This window comes from Brevibacterium renqingii, from assembly GCF_017808095.1.
In the GTDB taxonomy this organism is placed as follows: domain Bacteria; phylum Actinomycetota; class Actinomycetes; order Actinomycetales; family Brevibacteriaceae; genus Brevibacterium; species Brevibacterium renqingii.
This window is the reverse complement of the sequence record NZ_JADBHG010000001.1, coordinates 820,744-840,574: the sequence shown is the minus strand read 5'-3', so window position 1 is coordinate 840,574 and position 19,831 is coordinate 820,744. Positions and strand designations below refer to the sequence as shown.

The 19,831-nt window shown below is 67.2% G+C and carries 20 protein-coding genes; 8 read left to right on the top strand and 12 right to left on the bottom strand.

From position 1 onward, the window contains the following. Positions 1 to 26 precede the first annotated feature (26 nt). The 3 genes from IIE29_RS03790 (at position 27) to IIE29_RS03780 (ending at position 1,904) form a co-directional block, all read left to right on the top strand. The gene (locus IIE29_RS03790) at positions 27 to 776 is read left to right on the top strand and encodes a TSUP family transporter (protein ID WP_209323847.1); all 750 of its coding nucleotides are present in this window, start codon (positions 27 to 29) and stop codon (positions 774 to 776) included. Between the two features lie 103 nt (positions 777 to 879). Then, entirely contained in the window at positions 880 to 1,692 is an 813-nt protein-coding gene (locus IIE29_RS03785; protein WP_209323846.1) for a hypothetical protein, read from the top strand. Continuing rightward, positions 1,692 to 1,904: an RNA-binding S4 domain-containing protein gene (locus tag IIE29_RS03780; protein WP_209323845.1), complete on the top strand. Its 213-nt coding sequence runs from the start codon at positions 1,692 to 1,694 to the stop codon at positions 1,902 to 1,904. The genes IIE29_RS03785 and IIE29_RS03780 overlap by 1 nt, the downstream gene beginning before the upstream one ends. 92 nt (positions 1,905 to 1,996) lie before the next feature. On the opposite strand, the gene pspAB is transcribed toward IIE29_RS03780, so the two are convergent. The 10 genes from pspAB to IIE29_RS03730 form a co-directional block, all read right to left on the bottom strand. Further along, entirely contained in the window at positions 1,997 to 2,596 is a 600-nt protein-coding gene (gene pspAB, locus IIE29_RS03775) for a PspA-associated protein PspAB (RefSeq protein ID WP_209323844.1), read from the bottom strand. A 52-nt stretch (positions 2,597 to 2,648) separates the two neighbouring features. After that, positions 2,649 to 3,560, bottom strand: a complete 912-nt coding sequence (gene htpX / locus IIE29_RS03770) for a zinc metalloprotease HtpX (protein WP_209323843.1) — start codon at positions 3,558 to 3,560, stop codon at positions 2,649 to 2,651. A gap of 85 nt (positions 3,561 to 3,645) precedes the next feature. After that, positions 3,646 to 3,930 (bottom strand): PspA-associated protein PspAA, encoded by a 285-nt coding sequence (pspAA, locus tag IIE29_RS03765; protein ID WP_209323842.1) that lies wholly within the window; start codon positions 3,928 to 3,930, stop codon positions 3,646 to 3,648. Further along, a complete protein-coding gene (locus tag IIE29_RS03760) occupies positions 3,927 to 4,676 on the bottom strand; it encodes a PspA/IM30 family protein (RefSeq protein WP_209323841.1) in 750 nt (249 codons plus the stop codon). Before IIE29_RS03760 ends, pspAA begins: the two co-directional genes overlap by 4 nt. Positions 4,677 to 4,853: 177 nt before the next feature. Continuing rightward, positions 4,854 to 5,141, bottom strand: coding sequence for a WXG100 family type VII secretion target (locus tag IIE29_RS03755; protein WP_209323840.1), 288 nt, complete (start codon positions 5,139 to 5,141; stop codon positions 4,854 to 4,856). 191 nt (positions 5,142 to 5,332) lie between these two features. Beyond that, complete coding sequence (locus IIE29_RS17000; protein ID WP_209323839.1) at positions 5,333 to 7,369, bottom strand: trypsin-like peptidase domain-containing protein; 2,037 nt, start codon at positions 7,367 to 7,369, stop codon at positions 5,333 to 5,335. Beyond that, complete coding sequence (locus tag IIE29_RS03745; RefSeq protein WP_209323838.1) at positions 7,366 to 9,177, bottom strand: sensor histidine kinase; 1,812 nt, start codon at positions 9,175 to 9,177, stop codon at positions 7,366 to 7,368. Before IIE29_RS03745 ends, IIE29_RS17000 begins: the two co-directional genes overlap by 4 nt. Positions 9,178 to 9,207: 30 nt before the next feature. Further along, positions 9,208 to 9,966, bottom strand: a complete 759-nt coding sequence (locus tag IIE29_RS03740) for a response regulator transcription factor (RefSeq protein ID WP_209323837.1) — start codon at positions 9,964 to 9,966, stop codon at positions 9,208 to 9,210. A 173-nt stretch (positions 9,967 to 10,139) separates the two neighbouring features. Then, complete coding sequence (locus IIE29_RS03735) at positions 10,140 to 10,943, bottom strand: hypothetical protein (RefSeq protein ID WP_209323836.1); 804 nt, start codon at positions 10,941 to 10,943, stop codon at positions 10,140 to 10,142. An 11-nt stretch (positions 10,944 to 10,954) separates the two neighbouring features. Next, on the bottom strand, positions 10,955 to 11,539 hold the full coding sequence (locus tag IIE29_RS03730) for a CGNR zinc finger domain-containing protein (RefSeq protein ID WP_209323835.1): 585 nt from the start codon (positions 11,537 to 11,539) through the stop codon (positions 10,955 to 10,957). Between the two features lie 214 nt (positions 11,540 to 11,753). On the opposite strand from IIE29_RS03730, the gene IIE29_RS03725 reads away from it, so the two are divergent. After that, entirely contained in the window at positions 11,754 to 12,719 is a 966-nt protein-coding gene (locus tag IIE29_RS03725) for an EamA family transporter (protein WP_216629506.1), read from the top strand. Positions 12,720 to 12,729: 10 nt separating this feature from the next. Here the strand turns inward: IIE29_RS03725 and IIE29_RS03720 are convergent, their stop codons facing one another. Together IIE29_RS03720 and IIE29_RS03715 are read right to left on the bottom strand one after the other, a co-directional pair. Next, positions 12,730 to 14,364, bottom strand: a complete 1,635-nt coding sequence (locus tag IIE29_RS03720) for a DNA repair helicase XPB (RefSeq protein WP_209323834.1) — start codon at positions 14,362 to 14,364, stop codon at positions 12,730 to 12,732. A 141-nt stretch (positions 14,365 to 14,505) separates the two neighbouring features. After that, on the bottom strand, positions 14,506 to 16,593 hold the full coding sequence (locus IIE29_RS03715; RefSeq protein WP_209323833.1) for a helicase-associated domain-containing protein: 2,088 nt from the start codon (positions 16,591 to 16,593) through the stop codon (positions 14,506 to 14,508). A 79-nt stretch (positions 16,594 to 16,672) separates the two neighbouring features. Between IIE29_RS03715 and IIE29_RS03710 the strand changes: the two genes are divergently transcribed. From IIE29_RS03710 to IIE29_RS03695, 4 genes are all read left to right on the top strand, one after another. Continuing rightward, the gene (locus tag IIE29_RS03710; RefSeq protein ID WP_209323832.1) at positions 16,673 to 16,903 is read left to right on the top strand and encodes a hypothetical protein; all 231 of its coding nucleotides are present in this window, start codon (positions 16,673 to 16,675) and stop codon (positions 16,901 to 16,903) included. Between the two features lie 359 nt (positions 16,904 to 17,262). Continuing rightward, the gene (locus IIE29_RS03705) at positions 17,263 to 17,643 is read left to right on the top strand and encodes a cold-shock protein (protein WP_209323831.1); all 381 of its coding nucleotides are present in this window, start codon (positions 17,263 to 17,265) and stop codon (positions 17,641 to 17,643) included. Next, entirely contained in the window at positions 17,643 to 18,518 is an 876-nt protein-coding gene (locus tag IIE29_RS03700) for a DUF3027 domain-containing protein (protein ID WP_209323830.1), read from the top strand. Before IIE29_RS03705 ends, IIE29_RS03700 begins: the two co-directional genes overlap by 1 nt. An 8-nt stretch (positions 18,519 to 18,526) precedes the next feature. Then, complete coding sequence (locus IIE29_RS03695) at positions 18,527 to 19,786, top strand: MFS transporter (protein ID WP_209323829.1); 1,260 nt, start codon at positions 18,527 to 18,529, stop codon at positions 19,784 to 19,786. Positions 19,787 to 19,831: the final 45 nt, after the last annotated feature.

The window sequence follows — 19,831 nt, the reverse complement described above, 5'->3', positions numbered from 1 at the left end:
GAGGGCACTGGACTAGACTCGACCGCGTGGAACCCGTGGTCGTGCTCATCCTCTTCGCCGTGTTCCTCGGGGCCCTGTCCCAACGCGTCACCGGGATGGGGTTCGGGCTGGTGAGCGGTCCCTTCCTCGTCCTCCTCCTCGATCCGTTCAGCGGCATCGTCCTCGTCAACATCTGCGGAATCGCCGCCGCACTCTCGGTCTTCGCCCGCACCTTCGCCGAGGTGGAATGGCCGCCGCTGCGGCAGCTGGCCCTCGGTGCGGTGATTGGGACGGTCCCGGGAGCTCTGCTGGCCTCCAGCCTGCCCACTCCACTCCTGCAGATCCTCATCGGCTCGCTCATCGTCCTCTCACTCATCAGCTCGCTGACCCTCGGCAGGCTCGGCCATCGGATCCCCGCGAACTTCGGCACCCGTATTTCGACCGGGCTGCTCTCGGGCGCCATGTCGGCCGCCGCCGGCACCGGAGGACCGGCAGTCAGCGCCTACGCGGTGCTGACGAGCTGGGAACAGCGGTCCTTCGCGGCCACCCTGCAGCCGTTCCTCGTCGTGGGGACCACCTCGGCGGTGGTGATGAAGGTGATCGTCAACGGCGGGGTCTGGCCGGATCTGGAGATCGGCACTTGGATCGGATTGGCTCTCGTGCTCGTCGCGGGCCTCATCGGAGGTGACTGGCTGTCACGGCGCATCGAGACCTCGATCGCCCGGACCGGGATGCTCGTCCTCGCCTTCGGCGGGGGCATCTCCGCGCTGGTCAAAGGGGCTGCGGCGCTGGTGTGAACAGGAGCGCGGACTGAGCGGTTGCAAGGCACAGGTTCAGACGCCTGTCAGACTCATCGGGCATACTGTTCGAGGACAAAGTCAGCCGGGGGAGGCATGGATCGTGACCGAAGTATTTCTGTTGCTGCTCGTTGTGCTCGGGGCTGTCTTCTTCATCGGCCACCGCAAGGAGAAGCAGCGTCAGCGGGAGCTTCTCGCCGCCGAGCTCGAGCAGGTGAAGAGGACCGCCGAGGAGGACGTCACCTCGTTCGGCGAAGAGGTCGCCGAACTCGATGTCATCACCGCCGGGGTCGAACTCGACACCGGGGGAGCGCAGGACTACAAGCAGGCGCTGGATTCCTATGACATCGCCAAGGAGACCCTCGAGAAGGTCGACGAACCCTCCGACATCCGCAACGTCACCGAGGCGCTCGAAGACGGCCGCTACGCCGCGAAGTGCGTGCGTGCCCGCGTCGAAGGCAAGCCGCTGCCCGTGCGTCGTCCGCCCTGCTTCTTCAACCCCCAGCACGGCCCTTCGGTCGAAGACATCGATTGGGCCCCGGCCGGCGGACAGCTGCGCCCCGTGCCCGTGTGCGCCGCCGACGCCGAACGCGTCGCCGTCGGCGCGGATCCGGCCGTGCGCAAAGTCGTCACCGCCGACGGACACACCCGTCGTGCCTACTGGGAGGCCGGCCCCGCCTACGCCGAATACAACCGCGGCTACTTCAACTCCTATGCCGGCTCAGGCCTGCTGCCCGGCGTCCTCATGGGTGCCATGATGTTCGGCGGCATGGGCGGCGGCTGGGACGGAGCCGATATGGGCGACGGCGGCGGAGACATGGGAGGCGACGGCGGTGGCCTCTTCGGCGGTGACGGCGGAGACGGCGGCGGCCTGTTCGGAGACGGCGGCGGGTTCGACATCGGAGACATCTTCTGATGGACACCATCGAGATCCGCGGCGAGTCGATCAAGCTCGGCCAGCTGCTCAAACTCCACGGCGTGGCCGAACACGGTGCGATGGCCAAAGACATGATCGCCGACGGTGAGGTCACCGTCAACGGCGAGGTCGAGACCCGCCGCGGTGCGACGATCCGCCCGGGCGATCGGGTCGAGGCCCTCGGCGAGGTCATCGAGGTGGCCACGGAGTAGCCGACACCGGTTCGACGGAGTGGAACACCCACTCGACAGGAAGGAGGGCGTCCCCGCGGGGACGCCCTCCTTTCATCCGGTGCTGCCGCCGGTCATTCGAGCTCTGGGGCCGCCGGGGTGTCGTTCATGCCCGGAGCGTCCCAGAGGGCCGACCAGTTCGAGGTGTCGTCCTCGAACGGCAGCTCACCGGAGAGGATGCCCTTGACCTGGATCTCCAGGGGATTGTCCCGCTGCTTCGGCCCCGACTGGACGAAGGGATAGAACGTGCCGCGTTTGTACTGATAGACCAGGGCCATGCGGCGGCCGTCGGGGTGGACGAAGTACACGGTGGTGCACAGCAACATCGTGTCGAAGCCCTGGCTGACCAGCGCCGAGTTCACGGCGTGGATGTTCGTGACGAGGTTGACCACCTCGGCGTTGGCGTCGGCGACGACCTGCCAGGTGAAGCCGTAGCCGTCGTTCTCCTGCCGCACCGAGGCGGCCGGATCGGAGCCGATGAGGGCGACGCTCTCGGACTCCGCCGTCTGGAATGCGGCCCCCTCGACCTGTCGGAAGGCGACGGCGCCGACACCGGTCGGGGTGAAGCCGGCGGCTGCCTGCAGGGTCAGCGCGGCAGGCGGCAGGGCGAAGAGGTCGTCGAGGTTGGCTCGCTTCGGTTTGGTGCGGCCGAGCAGTGCGTCGAAGAAACCCATGGGACTCCTAGTCGGAATGGTGCGGTGGGATGAGCCGGTGTTCGAGCGGACGTCACTCGGGGCGGGAGAGCTGGGCGGAGATCTTCGCCAGCTGATCGAGGCGCTTCTCCAGCGAGGGGTGAGTCGAGAAGAGCTGGCCGATGGCGGCCTTGCCGCTGACAGCCGGAATCAGAGCCAGATGGTTCGCCGAGGCGGACGAACGCAGATCCTTCTCCGGAATCTTGCTCATGTCGCCGCTGAGCTTCGTCAGCGCCGAAGCCAGCGTCGAGGGCGCGCCCGTGAGGATGGCGGCAGCTCGATCGGCGGCGAGCTCACGGTAGCGGGAGAGGCTGCGGATGAGGATGAAGGACAGACCGTAGACGACGGCTCCGACGAGGATGAACAGCAGCTGGATCGGGATGCCGTTGTTATTGTTGTTCGACCGTCCGAAGCTCATATAGTAGCCGGCCCGCATCATCAGGGCGGCGACGACGCCGGTGACTCCGGCGACGGTCATCACAGTGACGTCTCGGTGGGCGACGTGGGAGAGTTCGTGGGCGAGCACCACTTCGACCTCGTCGCGGTCGAGCTTCTCCAGCAGGCCCCGGGTCACGCACACCACGGACCGTTCGGGGGAGCGTCCGGTGGCGAAGGCGTTGGGGATCGACGAATTCGATACGGCGACCCTCGGCTTCGGCGAATCCGAGAGCTGACAGAGCCGGTCCACGATCGTATGCAGTTCGGGCGCCTCCTGGACCGAGACCTCCCGACCGCCCATGGCCCGCATGGCGATCTTGTCGGAGAAGTACCACTGGAAGAAGAACGCGCCGGCGCTGACGAGGACGGCGATGATGACGCCGCCGATGCTCTGGCCGATGATCCACCAGATCGCCAGGATGAGCACGACGTAGATGAGCCCATTGAGGAAGATCGTCCATCCCATCCGCATGGTCAGGCCGTTGTCCTTGACGAAGCGATTCTTCATCGTGATTCCTCTCTGGGAGTGGCAGAACCGGCCCACTGTCTCGTGCGAAGACAATGGGCCGGGTGCATCGTTGTGGTATTCGGTTTCAGGCCGGGTCCGGGATGAAGCCTTCGCCCGTGAGCAGCTCGGCGATCTCGGCCAGGGTGGCGTCGACGAACGGGATGACGACATCGGAGGACCCGAGGTAGTCATCGGAGACGGGGCTGCCAGTGGCCTTGACGTATTCGTGGAGGGAGTTCAGTGCGCTTCGCACGGCTTCCTCGTTGCCGGCATTGACGGCGTCCTCGACCTGGTTGTCGTACTTCTGGAGCAGATCCTGATCGACATCGGCGACGTCGAACTGTCCTTCGCCCATGATGCGAATGATCATGCCTGGTCATCCCCTTCGAGCGACTTCTGCTGCTCCTTGTCGGATCCCGCAGGCAGGGATTCGCGCATCCGCTGCAGCTCCATTTCGACGTCGCTGTCGCTGGAGAGCGCATCGAGCTGCGCGGTGATGTCGTCCTTCGAGGTGCCCGTGACGTCCTCGAGGGCACCGGAGGCGAGCAGTTCGTCGACGGCGCCGGCGCGGGCCTGCAGCGAAGCCGTCTTGTCCTCGGCGCGCTGCACGGCCATTCCGACGTCCCCGAGCTCTTCGGAGATGCCGGAGAAGGCCTCGCCGATCTTCGACTGGGCTTCGGCGGCGTTGTATGTGGCCTTCAGCGTCTCCTTCTTCGTGCGGAAGGCATCGACCTTGGCCTGCAGGCGCTGCGAGGCCAGAGTCAGCTTCTGCTCCTCGCCCTGCAGGCCCTCGTGCTGGCTCTGCAGATCGGTGATCTGCTGGGTGAGCCCGGACTTGCGGGTCAGGGCCTCGCGGGCGAGGTCCTCACGACCGATCTCCATGGCCTTCTGAGCCTGACCGGAGAGCTTGTCCTGCTGCTGTTCGAGCTGGTTGATCTGCAGCTCGAGACGCTTACGGCTGGTGGCGACATCGGCAACGCCGCGGCGAACCTTCTGCAGCAGCTCCAACTGCTTCTGGTACGAATAGTCAAGGGTTTCGTTGGGGTTCTCAGCTTTGTCCAGAGCCTTGTTGGCCTTGGCGCCGAAGATCGTCGCGATCCGTTGGAAGATGCTCATCCGTAGTCGACTCCTGCATTGGTTTGGCCCGACGCTGCCAAGCCGATCCACTCCGATCCGGAGATTCTTGGCCAACACCGCCGCGAACTATCGCTCTCAGCCTACTAAGAAAGGCTGATAGTTTGCCAGACGCCGACCACGAGAACGACGAGACCCTCGCGGCGAGATCGCGGGTGGTCAGGGGGCGAAGAGACGCGAGTTCGCGGCTTCGACCTCGGAGTACTGTCGGGCCGCTGTGTTCAAGGCCGCGTGGATGGAATCGAGGGACTCGAAGAGCTGCTTCTGCGCACCCTCCCACTGGTTGATCACGGCTTGGAAGTTCTGGGCCGCACTGCCGCGCCAGCATTCCTGGAGAGCGAGCAGATTGCGCAGCATCGTCTCGGACTCGGAGATGAGGTTGCGGGAGGTGCCCGCGGTGGCGGTGGCAGCGGACTGGACGCGTTCGGCATCGACTTCGAAACTCATGGTGACTCCTGGAGGCTGGAATTCGCTTCTCCCACCGCATTCGGGTGGGTCGAGGCCAGTGTGGACAGGGCGGCGGGCGCCGCCAAAGGGAACGGAGAGAGGGTGTGGACAGCGTTCGGCTGTCCACACCCTCTGCATGGTCGAGTCGTGGCCGTGTCCCCAGACCTGAGCGTCCGAGTCCGCGGCGGCAGCTACTGCAGCACGAGCGTCACATCGAGCGTCTGCTCCTGTCCGCCGCGCACCACCGTGATCTCGACCGGGGTGTTCACCGGCTGGGCACGGACGAGAGCACGCAGTGCGATGGCATTGTTGACCTTCGTCCCGGCGACCTCGACGATGTCGTCGCCGTCCTTGAGCCCGGCCTTGGCCGCGGGCGAGCCGGCCTGGACCGACTGCACCTTCGCGGTGCCTCGGGTGATTCCTCCGTTGTTGATGTGGCCGTCGGTGAGCGTGATCCCGAGGAAGGGATGCAGGGCCTTGCCGTTGGCGATGAGCTGATCGGCGATCATCACGGCCTGGTTGGCGGGGATGGCGAAGCCGATGCCGATGGACCCCGACTGCTCACCTTCACCGGCCTGACTCAGCGAGGCCGCGGCCGAGTTCACTCCGATGAACCGGCCGTTGCCGTCGACGAGGGGGCCTCCGGAGTTGCCCGGGTTGATCGCGGCATCCGTCTGGATGGCGTTGGTGATCGTCAGCTCCTTCTCCTGCGAGCTCGCATCCTCACCGATGTTCTCCGTCGACACCGGACGGTCGAGGGCTGAGACGATGCCTGTGGTCACGGAGTCTGCGAGACCGAGAGGGTTGCCCAGCGCCATCACCGGATCGCCGACCTCGAGCTTCTTCGAATCACCGACTTCCAGCGGCTTCACGCCGTCGGGCACCTGCTCGAGCTTGATGATGGCGATATCCGTCGACGGGTCGCGACCGACGATTTCGGCCTTCGTCGTCTCACCGTTCTTCATGGTCACGGCGATCTCACCGCCCGGGGTGTCGGCGGGTGCGACGACGTGGTTGTTCGTGATGACGTGCCCCTGATCGTCATAGAGCGCGCCCGAACCAAGGCCCTGCACCTGACCATTGGTGCCGACCTGGATCGACATCACGCTGTCCGAAGTGTCCTCCGCGACTTGGGTCCAGTCGGGGGTCTCGATCGTCTGTTCGGCGACCTTGCGCGGCTCATCGCCCTGCAGGGCCGAGAGTGCGTAGTTGCCCCCGAAAGCGGCCCCGCCGCCGAGGAGAGCGGCGATCAGCGCGATCGCGATCGTCGCGCCCCACCCGGGGCCCTTCTTCTCTCGCCGAGGCGGCTGCTCCGGCCCGAAGGGACCGTATACTCCCGGTCCGCCCGGGGCGCCGGGCCCTCCCGGACCAGGCTGGGAGCCCATGCCCGCAGGCTGAGAGCCTGCAGGCGGCGGGTAGGAGCCCGTTCCCTGAGGATAGGCACCTGCGGCTGCCGGGTAGGAGCCGGTTCCGGTCGGCTGGGCGCCGGGAGCTGCGTCCGTGGGCTGGGCGCCGGGCGCCGCATAAGCGGGCTGTTCCCCACCCGCCGCGTAAGCGGAATGCGCCTGGGCTGCGCCGGGATGCGCAGAGCCTGGATAGGCGGGCGGCTGCTGCGCCGCGCCGGGATACGCCTGCGGTCTGCTCTGGTCGGAGTGCTGGGCCTGCTGCTGTTGCCAGGGCTGCTGATGGCCCGGCTGCTGTCCGCCCTGCGGGTAAGAGGACCGCTGCGGGGGCCGGTTCGTCTGGTCGCTGTTCTGTCCGGACGGATGGCCGCGTTCACCGGAGTGACCGTCCACAGGGTTCTGCGCATGGGTGGGCTGGGCCTGGCCGGGGCGGCTGTCCTGCGGGGAGTACCCGGTCTGTGGGGAGGAGTGCGCATCGGGCCGTCGTTCGGGCGGTGCGACGGGCGGACTGACACGGGCGGGGCCGCCGGAGCTGGCCCCGGGAGCGCCCGAGCCGCTGGTCCCGGGGACGCCGGCACCGTTGGCCCCGGCGGCGCTCGTTCCGCCGGCGCCGTTCGCGCCGCGCGGTGCGGCCGAATGGTTCGGGAATGTGCGCGGGACCTCGGCGGACGAGCCGCGTGAGCGGCCGGCAGACGACCCACGGCGGTCGGATGCCGGTGACTCGCGCTCATCCGGGTTCGGGAACGTGCGGTGGTCCTGATCCCAGTGCTGTCCTCGGCTGGGGGACGTCTCGCCCGGCTCCTGGGGATGATTGTTCTCGCTCATCGCTCGTCCTTTCGTGTGTCCGCAGCGGAGTCGCCGGTTTCGGAGATGGGCAGGTCGATGCGGAACGTCGCACCGCCGCCCGGGGTTTCGTGGACGGAGATCGCGCCGTGATGGTTCTCCACGATCGCCTTGACGATCGACAGTCCCAGACCGGACCCTCCGGTGTCCCTGGTCCGGGAGACGTCGAGGCGGTAGAAGCGTTCGAAGATCCGCGGCACCGATTCCGGGTCGATGCCCTCGCCGTGGTCCCTGACCTCGAAGCGGACCCGTCCGTTCGGGAAACCGCGCAGAGAGTCATCGACCGTGATCGAGCCCGCCGCCGTGACATCGGGGACGATGCCCGCCGGCTCCTGGGCATCGGCCTGATCGTTCCCGGTGGAGTCGCCTCGGCGGAAGATGCGGACCCCGCCGGTGACGAATCCGCGTTCGCGGGTCTTCTCCTTCGCTCCGTTCCGACCGTTCTGTCCCGTGGCCTCGCGGCTTTCGTCGGCGCTCTGGGATTCGGCTTCCGGCGCGCCCGGCAGACCGACGACGCCGACGGCGAATTCGATGGCCGCGTTTTCGGGAGTATGACGCACGGCGTTGCCGGCGAGGTTGACGATGACCTGGCGGATCTTCGATTCGGATCCGCGGATCATCGGCACCGGCTGCGCATCCTCCCCGTCGAGTCCGATGAAGCTGATGTCGCGGTCCGGTGCCTGGGCCGCGGCATCAGCTGCGGCATCGCGGACGACCTTGTGCAGGTCGATGGGACCGATCTCGGCAGGACGCTGTTCGTCGAGTCGGGCGAGGACGACGAGGTCGTCGACCAGTACACCCATCCGTTTGGCCTCGGACTCCATCCGCTCCATGGCGTTGGCGACGTCCTCGGACTTCGTGATCGCACCCTGGCGGTAGAGCTCCGCATAGCCGCGGATCGTCACCAGCGGTGTCCGCAGCTCGTGCGAGGCGTCGGAGACGAACTGGCGGATGCGCTTCTCGGACCGGGTCTGGCCGTCGAAGGAGTCCTCGATGCGTCCGAGCATGGTGTTCAGTGCCGCCGAAAGGCGCCCGAGCTCGGTGTTGCGCGGATAGACGGGCACACGCTGGCTGAGGTCACCGCCGGCGATCCGTGAGGCGGTCTTCTCGATGTCGCGCAGCGGTCGGAACGTGTTGTTGATCGCCCAGTAGCCGACTCCTGCGACCATCGCCAGGGCCAGCAGCCCGATGCCGACCATCGTGTTGCGGGCGCGTTCGTTGATGTTGTCGATCTCGCGGTCGAAGGGCACCGCGATCGACACGAGCACGTCGGTGTTCTTGACCTTCATGGCGCGGGCCCGCCACTGAGAATTCGTGCCGGCGACGGTGAAGGGCTGACCGCCCTGGGCGTAGACCTTCTGCTCGTTGATCTTCGGCAGGATCGGTCGGTTCTCCGGCTCCGGGGCGACGGGGTCGCGGATGGGTTCGCCGTCGGTGTTGTAGAACTGCACATAGAAGCCTCCGGGCAGGAGGCTGCGCAGCTGGTCCCAGGAGTTCGAATCGAGCGTCGTCGACGACGGCGCATCCTCGGCGTCGTCGGAGTCCGACCCGGACTGCAGCTCGGCCGGTTGGAACACATCATGATAGGCCTGTTTCGCCAAGGTCTCGGAGGCGCTGATGAGGCGTTCGTCAGTGCGCTGGACAAGGCTGTCGCGCAGGTTCTCCAACACCCATGCGCTCGTCCCCGTGAGGACGAGCAGCATGAGGAGCATCATGATGGCCAGCAGCTTGGTGGTCAGTGACCATTCTTCCCAGAAGCCGGGCCGGGTGGGACGGGATTCTTTTGCCACGTATGTAATCTATCGCCCTTGCTTGGGCGACTACTTGGATTCCGGTGTGCGCAGCATGTAGCCGACACCGCGCTTGGTCTGGATCATCGGGGTCCATTCCATCTCGACCGGGTGGCCGGCGGCGTCCGTCTCCGGGGTGACGTCGATCTTGCGGCGCAGGTAGGAGATGTAGGACTCGACGATGCCGGTGTCGCCGCCGAAGTCGTACTCCCACACGTGGTCGAGGATCTGCGACTTCGACAGCACGCGGTTCGTGTTGAGCATGAGGTAGCGCAGGAGCTTGAATTCGGTGGGGGAGAGGTCGATGAGGATGCCGGAGCGGCGGACCTCGTGGGTGTCATCGTCGAGTTCGAGGTCGCCCGCGACGATGACGGCGTTCTCCTCGTCCTCGAGGCTGCGGGTGCGGCGGAGGACGGCGCGGATGCGGGCGACGACCTCTTCGAGGCTGAAGGGCTTGGTCACATAGTCATCGCCGCCGACGGTCAGACCGGTGATCTTGTCCGAGGTGTCATCGCGGGCGGTGAGGAATACGACGGGTGCGTTCATGCCGATCTGGCGCAGGCGTCGGGTGACGGTGAAGCCGTCCATGTCCGGCAGCATGACGTCGAGGACGAGGAGGTCGACGTCGGTCTGCTCGGCCAGGCGCAGCGCCTCCGCGCCGTTGGCGGCGGAGACGACGTCGAAACCGGCGAAGCGGAGACTGGTTGACAGGAGTTCGCGGATATTGGGCTCATCATCGACAACGAGCAGGGTGGCTTCGATGTCGGCATCGTTCTGTGCTGTAGTCATGGAACCAGTCTGAAACCCATTTCTGGCAGTCGGCTGGGGACTACCTGAATGCGAATGTGATGTGTGACACAGAAAAGTTCTCAGGAAAGTCGATTCTGACCGCGAGCGAGGCCAGCGCTCTCAGGAACGCGGGGGTGATTTCACGGAAAAAGGTGGTCGCGGTCAGCTCGCGCTCAGAAATCCTCGCCGAGGTGGCCGTGCGGATTCATGCGCTGCTGGTTGCCGCACGGGTTCGTGTGCTGCCGAGCACCATGGGGCCTGTGCCGCTGTTCGGAGGAGTTGCGGCTCCGTGCTGGAGAGCGCGGGCCAGAGATGCTGAAGCGCAGAACGCGGTGCGGGCGGCGGCGGTCGTACTGCACCTGCCCCATGGTTCCGAGCACCGTCGGGCGCTGCTGGATGAGATGACGGGCGAACCTGGTCCGGCCGGCCTCGTCGACGAACCGGATGGTGGCCAGCTGCGGGGCGGCGCCGCGAGGGAGGACGCCTGACCAGTAGTCGACGACGACGCCTTCGGCCAGGCCGATGTTCGGGCCGGGCGATCTGCGCAGGATGGGACGGCGGGCGCTGCGGAACGCCAGCAGGGACAGGAGGCAGAGCGTGATGCCGGCGATGATCGAGGCGGCCCACCATCCGGGTGCGGCGCTCAGCATGGCAGGGGCGAAGCAGAGGCCCAGTCCGGCGCCGACGCCGATGGCCGCCAGCTGATAGCGGAAGAAGCGCGAGAGGCTGCCCCCGGTGCGGACGCGACCGAGCGCGGCACGGATGAGCGCATGGCCGATGAGAATGAACGCGAGCGTCGCCGCGAGAGTGAGGCCGAAGAGTGGCAGGTTCGCGTCGAGGTCCTCGCCGGGGACGGCGAGCAGGACGGTCATCGGTGAGATGGCGAAGCCGGCTGCCATGCTCGTCGTGGCGAGCATGCCGGCCGAGCCGCCGGCCAGTCTCCGGGCGCCGGTGATGGGCAGGGGCTGCGGGGACATGGCCGGACCGTTCACACGGACTGCCGAGCGCGGAACGCGGCGACATGAGTGCGATTGGCGCAGTTTCCGGTATCGCAGAAGCGCTTCGAGCGGTTGCGGCTGAAGTCGGCGAGATAGGCGCGGCAGTCCTCGGCGGCACACCGCCCGAGCCGGTCGAGATCGCCGGAGCGGATGAGGTCGATGAGGACGAGGGCGACATCGGCGGCCACGCGATCAGCCAGGCTCGCTTGAGCGCCCGTGGCATGCAAGTGCCAGTCCCAGTTGTCGTGTTTGACTAACTGGGGCACGGAACCCGAGTCGCTGAGCGTGAGATTGATCTCATCCACCACCGCCGAGGTGCCGGTCTCGACCTCGTCTTCGGTCTCGGCGTCGATGCTCGAGTCGAGGGCGGCGGCGAATCGCGCACGCAGACGCACCGTCTCCTCGATGTCGGTCTGCGTGGCGACCAGTGGGCCCGAGAAGTCGTGTCGGGCCGCGAATTCGCGGAGTGCGGCGGTCGTCGTCAGCTCGTCGCCGTCGGTCGCGACGTCTCCGGAGGTGTTGAGGAGGTCGACGAGCATCGTGAGATTCGCGCGGATGTCATAGGGAAAGGTCATAGCGGAGCCCATTCTGCCACAGCATGTAAGCACCAAAACGCATTTGACTCATTTCATTTTCGTGATCGATACTGAAGCGGTACGACGGGTGTGCGCGAAGCCGCCCCCGGTCCCGCGAAGCAGGCAGCGTGCACGCGCCGACGTCGAGTCACCTCGGCGCGGGACCCGTCCGTCGTCCCACCCATCCGCGCATCAGCACTTCAGGAGGTCAGGTATGAGTCGTTCCGTCATCGTGGGGTTCCTGCTCACCCTTGCCTCCGCGTTCTTCTTCGCGGTCTCGGGGCCGATCGCGAAGACGATGTACGCGATCGGATGGACCCCGGGGTCGGTCGTGCTCATCCGTCTGGCCGGCTCGGCGGTCCTGCTGCTCATCCCCACCCTCATCGCACTGCGCGGCAGGTGGGACGAAGTGCTCAGACACTGGCGCACCGTCGTCACCTACGGGCTGGTCTCGATGGCCGGAGTCCAGGGCTTCTACTTCGTGGCCGTCGAACACCTCACCGTGGCCGTGGCCCTGCTGCTCGAGATGACCGCGCCGATGCTCATCGTCTTCTGGATCTGGGCCCGGACGCGGACGAGGCCGGCGACGGTGACGTTCATCGGGGTCGTGGTCTCGATGATCGGACTCGTGCTCGTCCTCAACCTCCGCAACTCCTCGATCAGCCTTTTCGGCGTCGTCATGGCGATGGCCGCAGCAGTGTGCCTGGCCAGCTACTTCCTCGTCTCGGCGAAGGACACGATCACCATTCCGCCGGTTGCGCTGACCGGACTGGGAATGGGGATCGGCGCGCTGGCGATGTCGCTCATCGTGCTCGTCGGGGTCATGCCAGCCGGAGCGGTGACCGCCGATGTCGACTTCGGCGGGATCGCCATGTCGTGGATCGTGCCGATGTCGATGATCGTCGTCTTCACCGTCGGCGCCTACATCACCGGCATCCTCGGGCTGCGCTACATCGGCGCGACCGTCGGCTCCTTCGTCAACCTCGTCGAGGTGCCGTTCTCCGTCATCGTCGCCTGGCTCGTGCTCTTCGAGATGCCCGCGCCGATCCAGCTCTTCGGCGGTGTGTTCATCCTCGGCGGCGTCGGCTTCATCAAATGGGGCGAGGCCAGGCTGGCCCGCCGTGTGGCCCGGCGCGAGGTCGTCGCCCGGTCGGGTGACGCCGCCCTCGTCGAGGCCTGACCGGCTGTTCTCAGCGGACCTCGATGCTGTAGCCGTAGCCCTGCTCGGTGAGGAAGCGGCGGCGCTGCGCGGCGAAGTGCTCATCGACGGTGTCGGCGGCGACCACGGTGTAGAAGGTGGCCGAGCCCTGATCGTCCTTCGGCCGCAGGATCCGCCCGAGCCGCTGGGCCTCCTCCTGCCGCGAGCCGAAGGCGCCGGAGACCTGGATCGCCACCGAGGCGGCCGGCAGGTCCACGGAGAAGTTCGCGACCTTTGAGACCACGAGCACCGGAATCTCGCCCGACCGGAATTCGCGGAAGAGCTCCTGACGCTGTGATTCCGGGGTCTGGCCCGTGAGCACAGGCGCACCCAGTTCGGCCCCGATCTCCTCGAGCTGGTCGAGATACTGGCCGATGACGAGGATCTGCGCATCCGGGTGGTCGGCGACGAGTTCGGACACGACCGGCAGCTTCGCATCCGAGGTTGCGGCCAATCGGTACCGGTCCTCGCCGTCGGCGCGGGCATAGGCCGTCCGCGTCCCACCATCGAGGCGCACCCGCACCTCATGGCAGGCCGCCGAGGCGATGTAGCCGAGTCGTTCGAGCTCCTTCCACGGAACCTCGTACTGCTTGGGGCCGATGAGGGAGAACACCTCGTCCTCCCGCCCGTCCTCACGGACGAGGGTCGCGGTCAGGCCCAGGCGGCGCCGGGCCTGCAGGCTCGCAGTCAGTCGGAAGATCGGCGCCGGCAGCAGGTGCACCTCGTCATAGATGACCAGCCCCCAGTCCTTGGCGTCGAGGAGTTCGAGGTGGAGATAGGAGCCCTTCCGTCGGGTGGTCAGCACCTGGTAGGTGGCGATGGTGATCGGTCGGATCTCCTTCGTCGATCCCGAGTACTCGCCGATCTCGTCCTCGGTCAGTGTGGTCCGTGCCAGGATCTCGTCCTTCCACTGCTTTGCGGACACCGAGTTCGTCACGAGGATGAGCGTCGTCGTCTGCACCCGCGACATCGTGGCCACCCCGACGATGGTCTTCCCTGCCCCGCAGGGGAGTACGACGACTCCGGATTCGCCTGACAACGACTGGTCGATGGCCTGCTTCTGGTAGTCGCGCAGATGCCACTTTCCGCCGTGGGCGTCATCGGACAGGTCGATCTCGTGGGCCTCTCCGTCGACGTAGCCGGCATGGTCGGAGACCGGGTGGCCCAGCTGCAGCAGAGCATGCTTGAGTTCGCCGCGCTCCGAAGGATGGACGAGCACGGATTCCGCGTCGATGCGCTTGCCGAACTTGCCGACCAGATCCGGCTGTTCGACGAGCTCATCGAGCAGCTTCGTCTCCGTCGAGGTCAGAGTCAGCCCGTGGAGCGGATGGTCGATGAGGGTGAGCACACCGAAGCGGTCCATGATGTCGACGATGTCGACGAGCAGTTCGTGGGGGACCGGGTACTTCGCGAACTCGAGCAGGACGTCGACGACGGTCTCGGCGTCGTGACCGCTGGCGCGGGCGTTCCACAGTCCCAGCGGCGTGATCGTGTAGGTGTGGATGTATTCGGGGGTCCGTGACAGCTGCGCGAACGGAGCGATCGCCACGGCCGCCTCGACGGCTTGGGGGTGCCCCGATTCCAGCAGCACAGTCCGATCGGACTGTACGATCAGCGGACCATTCATTCAGACTCCCTTCCAGAGCGCGATGACACCAGAGGGGACAACGCGGACATCCCTCGAATTGTTCCCCTTCCCCGGCACCGCCGGCAGCGCGGGGGTCCGGCGCGAGGTGGCAGGGGCGGGCCTCCAGGCGGTGAGGAAGGGTCAGGGGCGGGGCTCGACGGGCTCGACGCTGACGATGCGGGCGATCGACAGGGACGCCTCGGCGCCGGTGCTCGTGACAGTTCCGCGCACCCGCCCGGCGTTGAGCGTGGCCGGCAGCATCTCGATGGCGCGCTCGCGTCCCTGCGAATCCGCGATCCGGATGAGGACCCGATGCTTGGCTTCGGCGGCCTCACGGAGGCGATCCATGAGCCCCAAGGGCTCGTCCGTGCTCGCCGGCGCCTGTGCCCCGGTCGGCGAGGAGCGCAGGATCCGGATGTACTCGCCGAGGTGGCCGTCCGTCACGCGCGGACGCCTCCGCACGTTGACCTCCGGTTCGGACTGGGTGATGACCCGTCGCCTGCGCGGGGGCGTCCCCGCCGAATGGAGCAGCGCATGATGGTCGCCGGCCTCGAGCAGGTGCATGGTCCGCTCCGGTCCGAGCTGGGCGATGGCCACCGTCGGGGCCAGTCGTTCGAGACCGGCGGGCAGCATCGCCTGATCGGAGAGGATGACGTCGAGGTCGACCGGGTCGTCGACGATGAGCACGGCTCGGGCTCCGGCCACGCGGACCCGGCGCAGCTTCGACGCGGTGTTGCGCACGAGGAAGTCCAGGGTCGAGGGCAGCTCCTCGACGCTGATCTCGGCGAGCTCTGCCAGAGCGTCCTCCGGGCTCAGCCCCGTCTGCATGCTCGCCTCGATCGTCTCTGCGTCGATGCGGTAGACCGTGCCCTGACCGCGGGCCTCGACGACGGCGAAGCGACGGAGGATGTGATGGACCCGCGGTTCGATCGGCCCGGTCGCCACGGCCGTGAGGTCGGACTGAATGAGCACCTTGTCCACTTCGCTTCCCAGCCCGTCGGTGACGGCGGCGATGACGTTCCCGGGCACCTCGACAGCTTCGAGGCCGATGCCCAGCGGTTCGATCGACGGATCCTGGCGGGCGTGCTCGGCCATCGCCGTGTCCAGACCGGCGGCCAGGAGGAGGCCGAAACGGCTGGGCCCGAAGTGCTCGGGCTGCTGCAGGGGAGTGGTCGCCAGGCCCAGGCTCACGCACGTGTGGAGCACGGATTCGGTCATCGCGAGCTCATGGGCCTGCAGGAGCGGATGCCGGCGCAGCACCTCGGCGTGGATCCACTGCGCCGACCGTGCCGTGCCGAGGCCGATGTCGTGGAGGACGCTGAGGACGCTCAGGCGCAGCATCGGCATCGCCGGCACGGACTGCGCAGAGCCTTTGAAGAGGGCCTTCTTCGGCGAGGCGAGCACCGTGAGGCGTTCATTCTCGCTCGCCCCGGCCGCCAGCTGCGTGGCATCGAGGGGCTCGCGCAGCCAGGTGCCCACGAGTGCGGCCCAGAGCTCGGCGCGATCGCCGGCGAGGGCCGAGTCGGCGTCGTCGGCGGCCGTCCACTGCGGGTCGAGGGCGTCGTCGAGGACGCCGATGAGGTGGAGGGACTTCGCGGCCAGCAGCAGCGTGATCGTCTGCTCGAGTCCCAGATCGAGGGTGCGGGCGAGCCGGGACACGTCCCGTTTGGAGATCCCGCCGCTGGTCAGGCGAGAGATCGGGGCGACCGCGAGTTCGTCGACGAGGCCGCGCAGGGATGAGATCACCTCGGCGACGGCGGCCTGTTCGCTGTTGCTGATGAGCGGTCGGCCGATCGTCGCGGTGCTCGGATCGACGGAGGCCGGATCGATCTGCCACGGCCGGGCACGGGCGGACTCGGCCGCCGAGGTCGGCAGGAGGGTGATCGCCTCGGACTGGATCCGCCAGAAGCCGATGCCGGACGTCGGCCAGGCCAGGCCGAGGTCGCGCAGTCGGGGCAGGGCCGCCTCGGCGCGGGTGGGATCGATATGGGGATTCTCACCGACCGCGATCTCCGGTGTGGTGCGGGCGGCCGAGGCCAGGCTGATGAGGACTTCGAGCTCCTCGGCGTCGAGGGCCTCGATGCCGCGGGAGACGCCGATGCGCGAGGACGCAGCCGCCGCGAGGGCGCCGATCGTCGGTGACTCGGGTTGGAGGAGGTCGCGTCGCGTCCGGACGAAGGACTCGAACTCGACATCTGCACTGTGGGACAGCCACTGGCTGAAGGTCATTGACATCGCAGCTCAGTCTATCGCGAGGGGTACAATGGAGGGGCAGAACAGGAACAGGGATCACAGGGAAGGACGCGCATTGTCAGCCAATCGAGTCGACACGGCAATAGTCGTCGCAGCGGTTGCCGCCGCCGCCATCGGAGCGCTCGGCCTCATCGGTGTCCTCGGCCAAACGTGGATGGGTCTCACACCCAGTCCGTTCCTCACCTATCTGCCCATGCTCCTCTTGCCCATCGCCATCGCTCTGGCCTGCGTGACCATGGTCCGCGCGGCACTCAGACGCAGACAGACCGAGGTGGGCCGCAGCTGATTTCACCGCCCGTGCCGCAGACCCCGGACAGGGGACCGGGCACGGGCTGAGCACACGCCGAATGAACCCGGCGTCGAGCGATACCGGCACCATCGGAACGGCCACGATCGCCTCCCCGCCGAGGCGGCCGGACCCGCAGTCCCGCCGCGCAGCCCCCACCCCCGGGAGCGCCCGGAACGACTGAGCCTGTCCCCGCTGGATCGCACTGCCCGGGCCTCTCTGCCGTCGCCGAGGCGGACGACGACGGCGGCCCCGCCGACTCCGACACACCGGACTCGCCTCAGCCGGGCACACTCGCCCGACTCAGGCACCAGCACTGCCCGCTCTTCGCAGCGGGCGCCATGAGAAGAAAGGACATCATGCCCACCGGACGCGTGAAATGGTTCGATGCCGACAAGGGCTTCGGCTTCGTCATCGCCGAGGACGGCTCCCAGGCCTTCCTCCACTCCTCCGTGCTGCCCGAGGGATTCGACGTCACGAAGGGCACCCGACTCGAATACGACGTCGTCGAATCCCGTCGCGGAGCACAGGTGCTCAAGGCCCGCCCGCTCGGCACCCCGGGCAAAGTCGCCAAGGCCCGCCGACGCCCGGCTGTGGACATGGCGGTTATGGTTGAAGATGTCATCAAAGTATTGGATGACCTCAATAACGGACTGCAGCACGGCCGTTACCCGGACCCGACGCATGGGAACAAGGTGGCCAGCCTGCTGCGGGCGATTGCCGACGATTTGGAGTCCTGATGTCATCGCTGTTCAGTGATTGGCTGGCCCGGCAGACCGCCGCGCCCGCCGCCGTGTCCGCGCCCGAGGCGGACAAGGCGGACGCCGCGAAGACCACGAGACCCGCCCGGGCTGCGAAACCGGAGAAGATCGTTCTCGACACCCAGCTGGCCGCGGCGATCGACATCGCCCGGTCCGCCATCGCCGAGGCGGCCGGGGCCTCCGTCATCGGCGAACACCTGGGAACCGTGGCCGAAGGCACTCGCCTGGTCACCCACTACTTCGTGTGCACCGATCCGGTCTATCGCGGGTGGCGGTGGGTGGCCGTACTCGCCCGCGCTCCCCGTGCGAAGAAGGTCACGGTCTGCGAGACCGCACTGCTGCCCGGCCCCGATGCCCTCATCGCACCCGAATGGGTGCCCTGGGAGGAGCGCCTCGAACCCGGGGACATGACTCCGCGGGACACCCTGCCCAAGCTCGACCGGGACCCGAACCTGCAGCCGGGGTTCCAGCAGACCGAGGACAACTCGGCCGACAACATCGACCAGATCCCGAACTTCGAATTCGGGCTCGGCCGCGAACGGGTCCTGTCCTCCGACGGACTGTCCGCGGCCGCCAGCCGCTGGGAGCATTCGGAAGCCGGTGGAGAGGGCGAATTCGCCGCCCGCGCGGCCGGCCACTGCGGCAGCTGCGGCTATCTCATGCCGATCGCCGGTTCGCTGCGCCAGAAGTTCGGCGTCTGCGCCAACGCATGGTCGCCCTTCGACGGCCGCGTGGTCGGACTCGAATCCGGCTGCGGTGCGCATTCGGAGACCGACGTCCGGCGCCCCAACCACGATCCCGCCGAAGCCGTCGTCGACGACTATTCGGGCGAACTCGAGTACCAGGAGGGCTGAGCAGCCAGATGTCCCAGACGTTCCGGTCGCTGTCGGAGCCGAACTATCGGCACTGGTTCGCCGGTGCCCTGATCTCCAACACCGGAACGTGGATGCAGCGAACGGCGCAGGACTGGATCGTCCTGACCATGCTGACGGACAACAACGCCTCGGCGCTGGGCATCACGATGGCCCTGCAGCTGGGCCCGCAGCTCATCATGTTCCCGTTCGCGGGCAACCTCGTCGACAAGTTCGACAAACGCCGCCTGCTCATGGTCACCCAGGCGCTGCTGGGAACCATCGGACTCATCCTCTTCGCGCTCGTCATCACCGACGTCATCGTCCTCTGGCACGTCTACGTGCTCGCCTTCACCCTCGGCATGCTCGCGACCTTGGACAATCCGGCCCGGCAGGCCTTCGTCTCCGAGCTCGTGGGGGAGAAGCTGCTGCCGAACGCGGTCAGCCTCAATTCGGCGTCCTTCAACGGCGCCCGCATGATCGGACCCGCAGTGGCCGGTGTGCTCACCGCACTCATCGGCGCCGGCCCGGTGTTCCTCATCAGCGGTCTGGGATTTGCTGCGACGCTCACGGTCCTCCTCCGCCTCGACAGGTCCCGGCTGCATCCCTCCGGGCGCAGGGGCCAGGGCGGTGTGCTCGGCGGCCTGAAGTATCTGCGGCGGCGCCCCGACATCACGATCGTCCTGGTCGTGCTGTTCATCATCGCGACGTTCGGATTCAACTTCAACATCTACACCTCCACGATGGCGAAGATCGAGTTCGGCAAGGACGCCAGCGGTTTCGGTCTGCTCAACTCGGTGATGGCGATCGGCTCGGTCACCGGTGCGCTCGCCTCGGCGAGGCGGGAGAAGCCGCGGCTGCGCTTCATCTTCGGCGCCGCCGGAGGCTTCGGCCTGGCCGTCGGTCTCGCCTCGCTGATGCCCAACTACTATCTCTTCGCCGCCTCGCTCATGTTCGTCGGCTTCGCCTCGCTGACGATGATGACCTCGGCGAACGCCTATGTGCAGACGACGACTGCCCCGAACTACCGGGGCCGCGTGATGGCGATCTATGCGGCGGTCGTCATGGGCGGAACGCCCATCGGTGCGCCCCTGGCCGGCTGGGTCGCCGATATGTTCGGTCCGCGGATGGCGCTCGTCGTCGGCGCCGCCTCGGGGATCATCGCCTTCGCCGTCGGCCTGCTGTGGATGATCACGGCGAAGGAGCTGCGGGTCCACCGCGATCCGAAGTCGCGGATCCGACTGCACGTGAGCTACCACGGCCGACCGTGATGTGCGCAGTCGCTGATGTGCTCTCTGTGCCTGATGTAGGTTCGC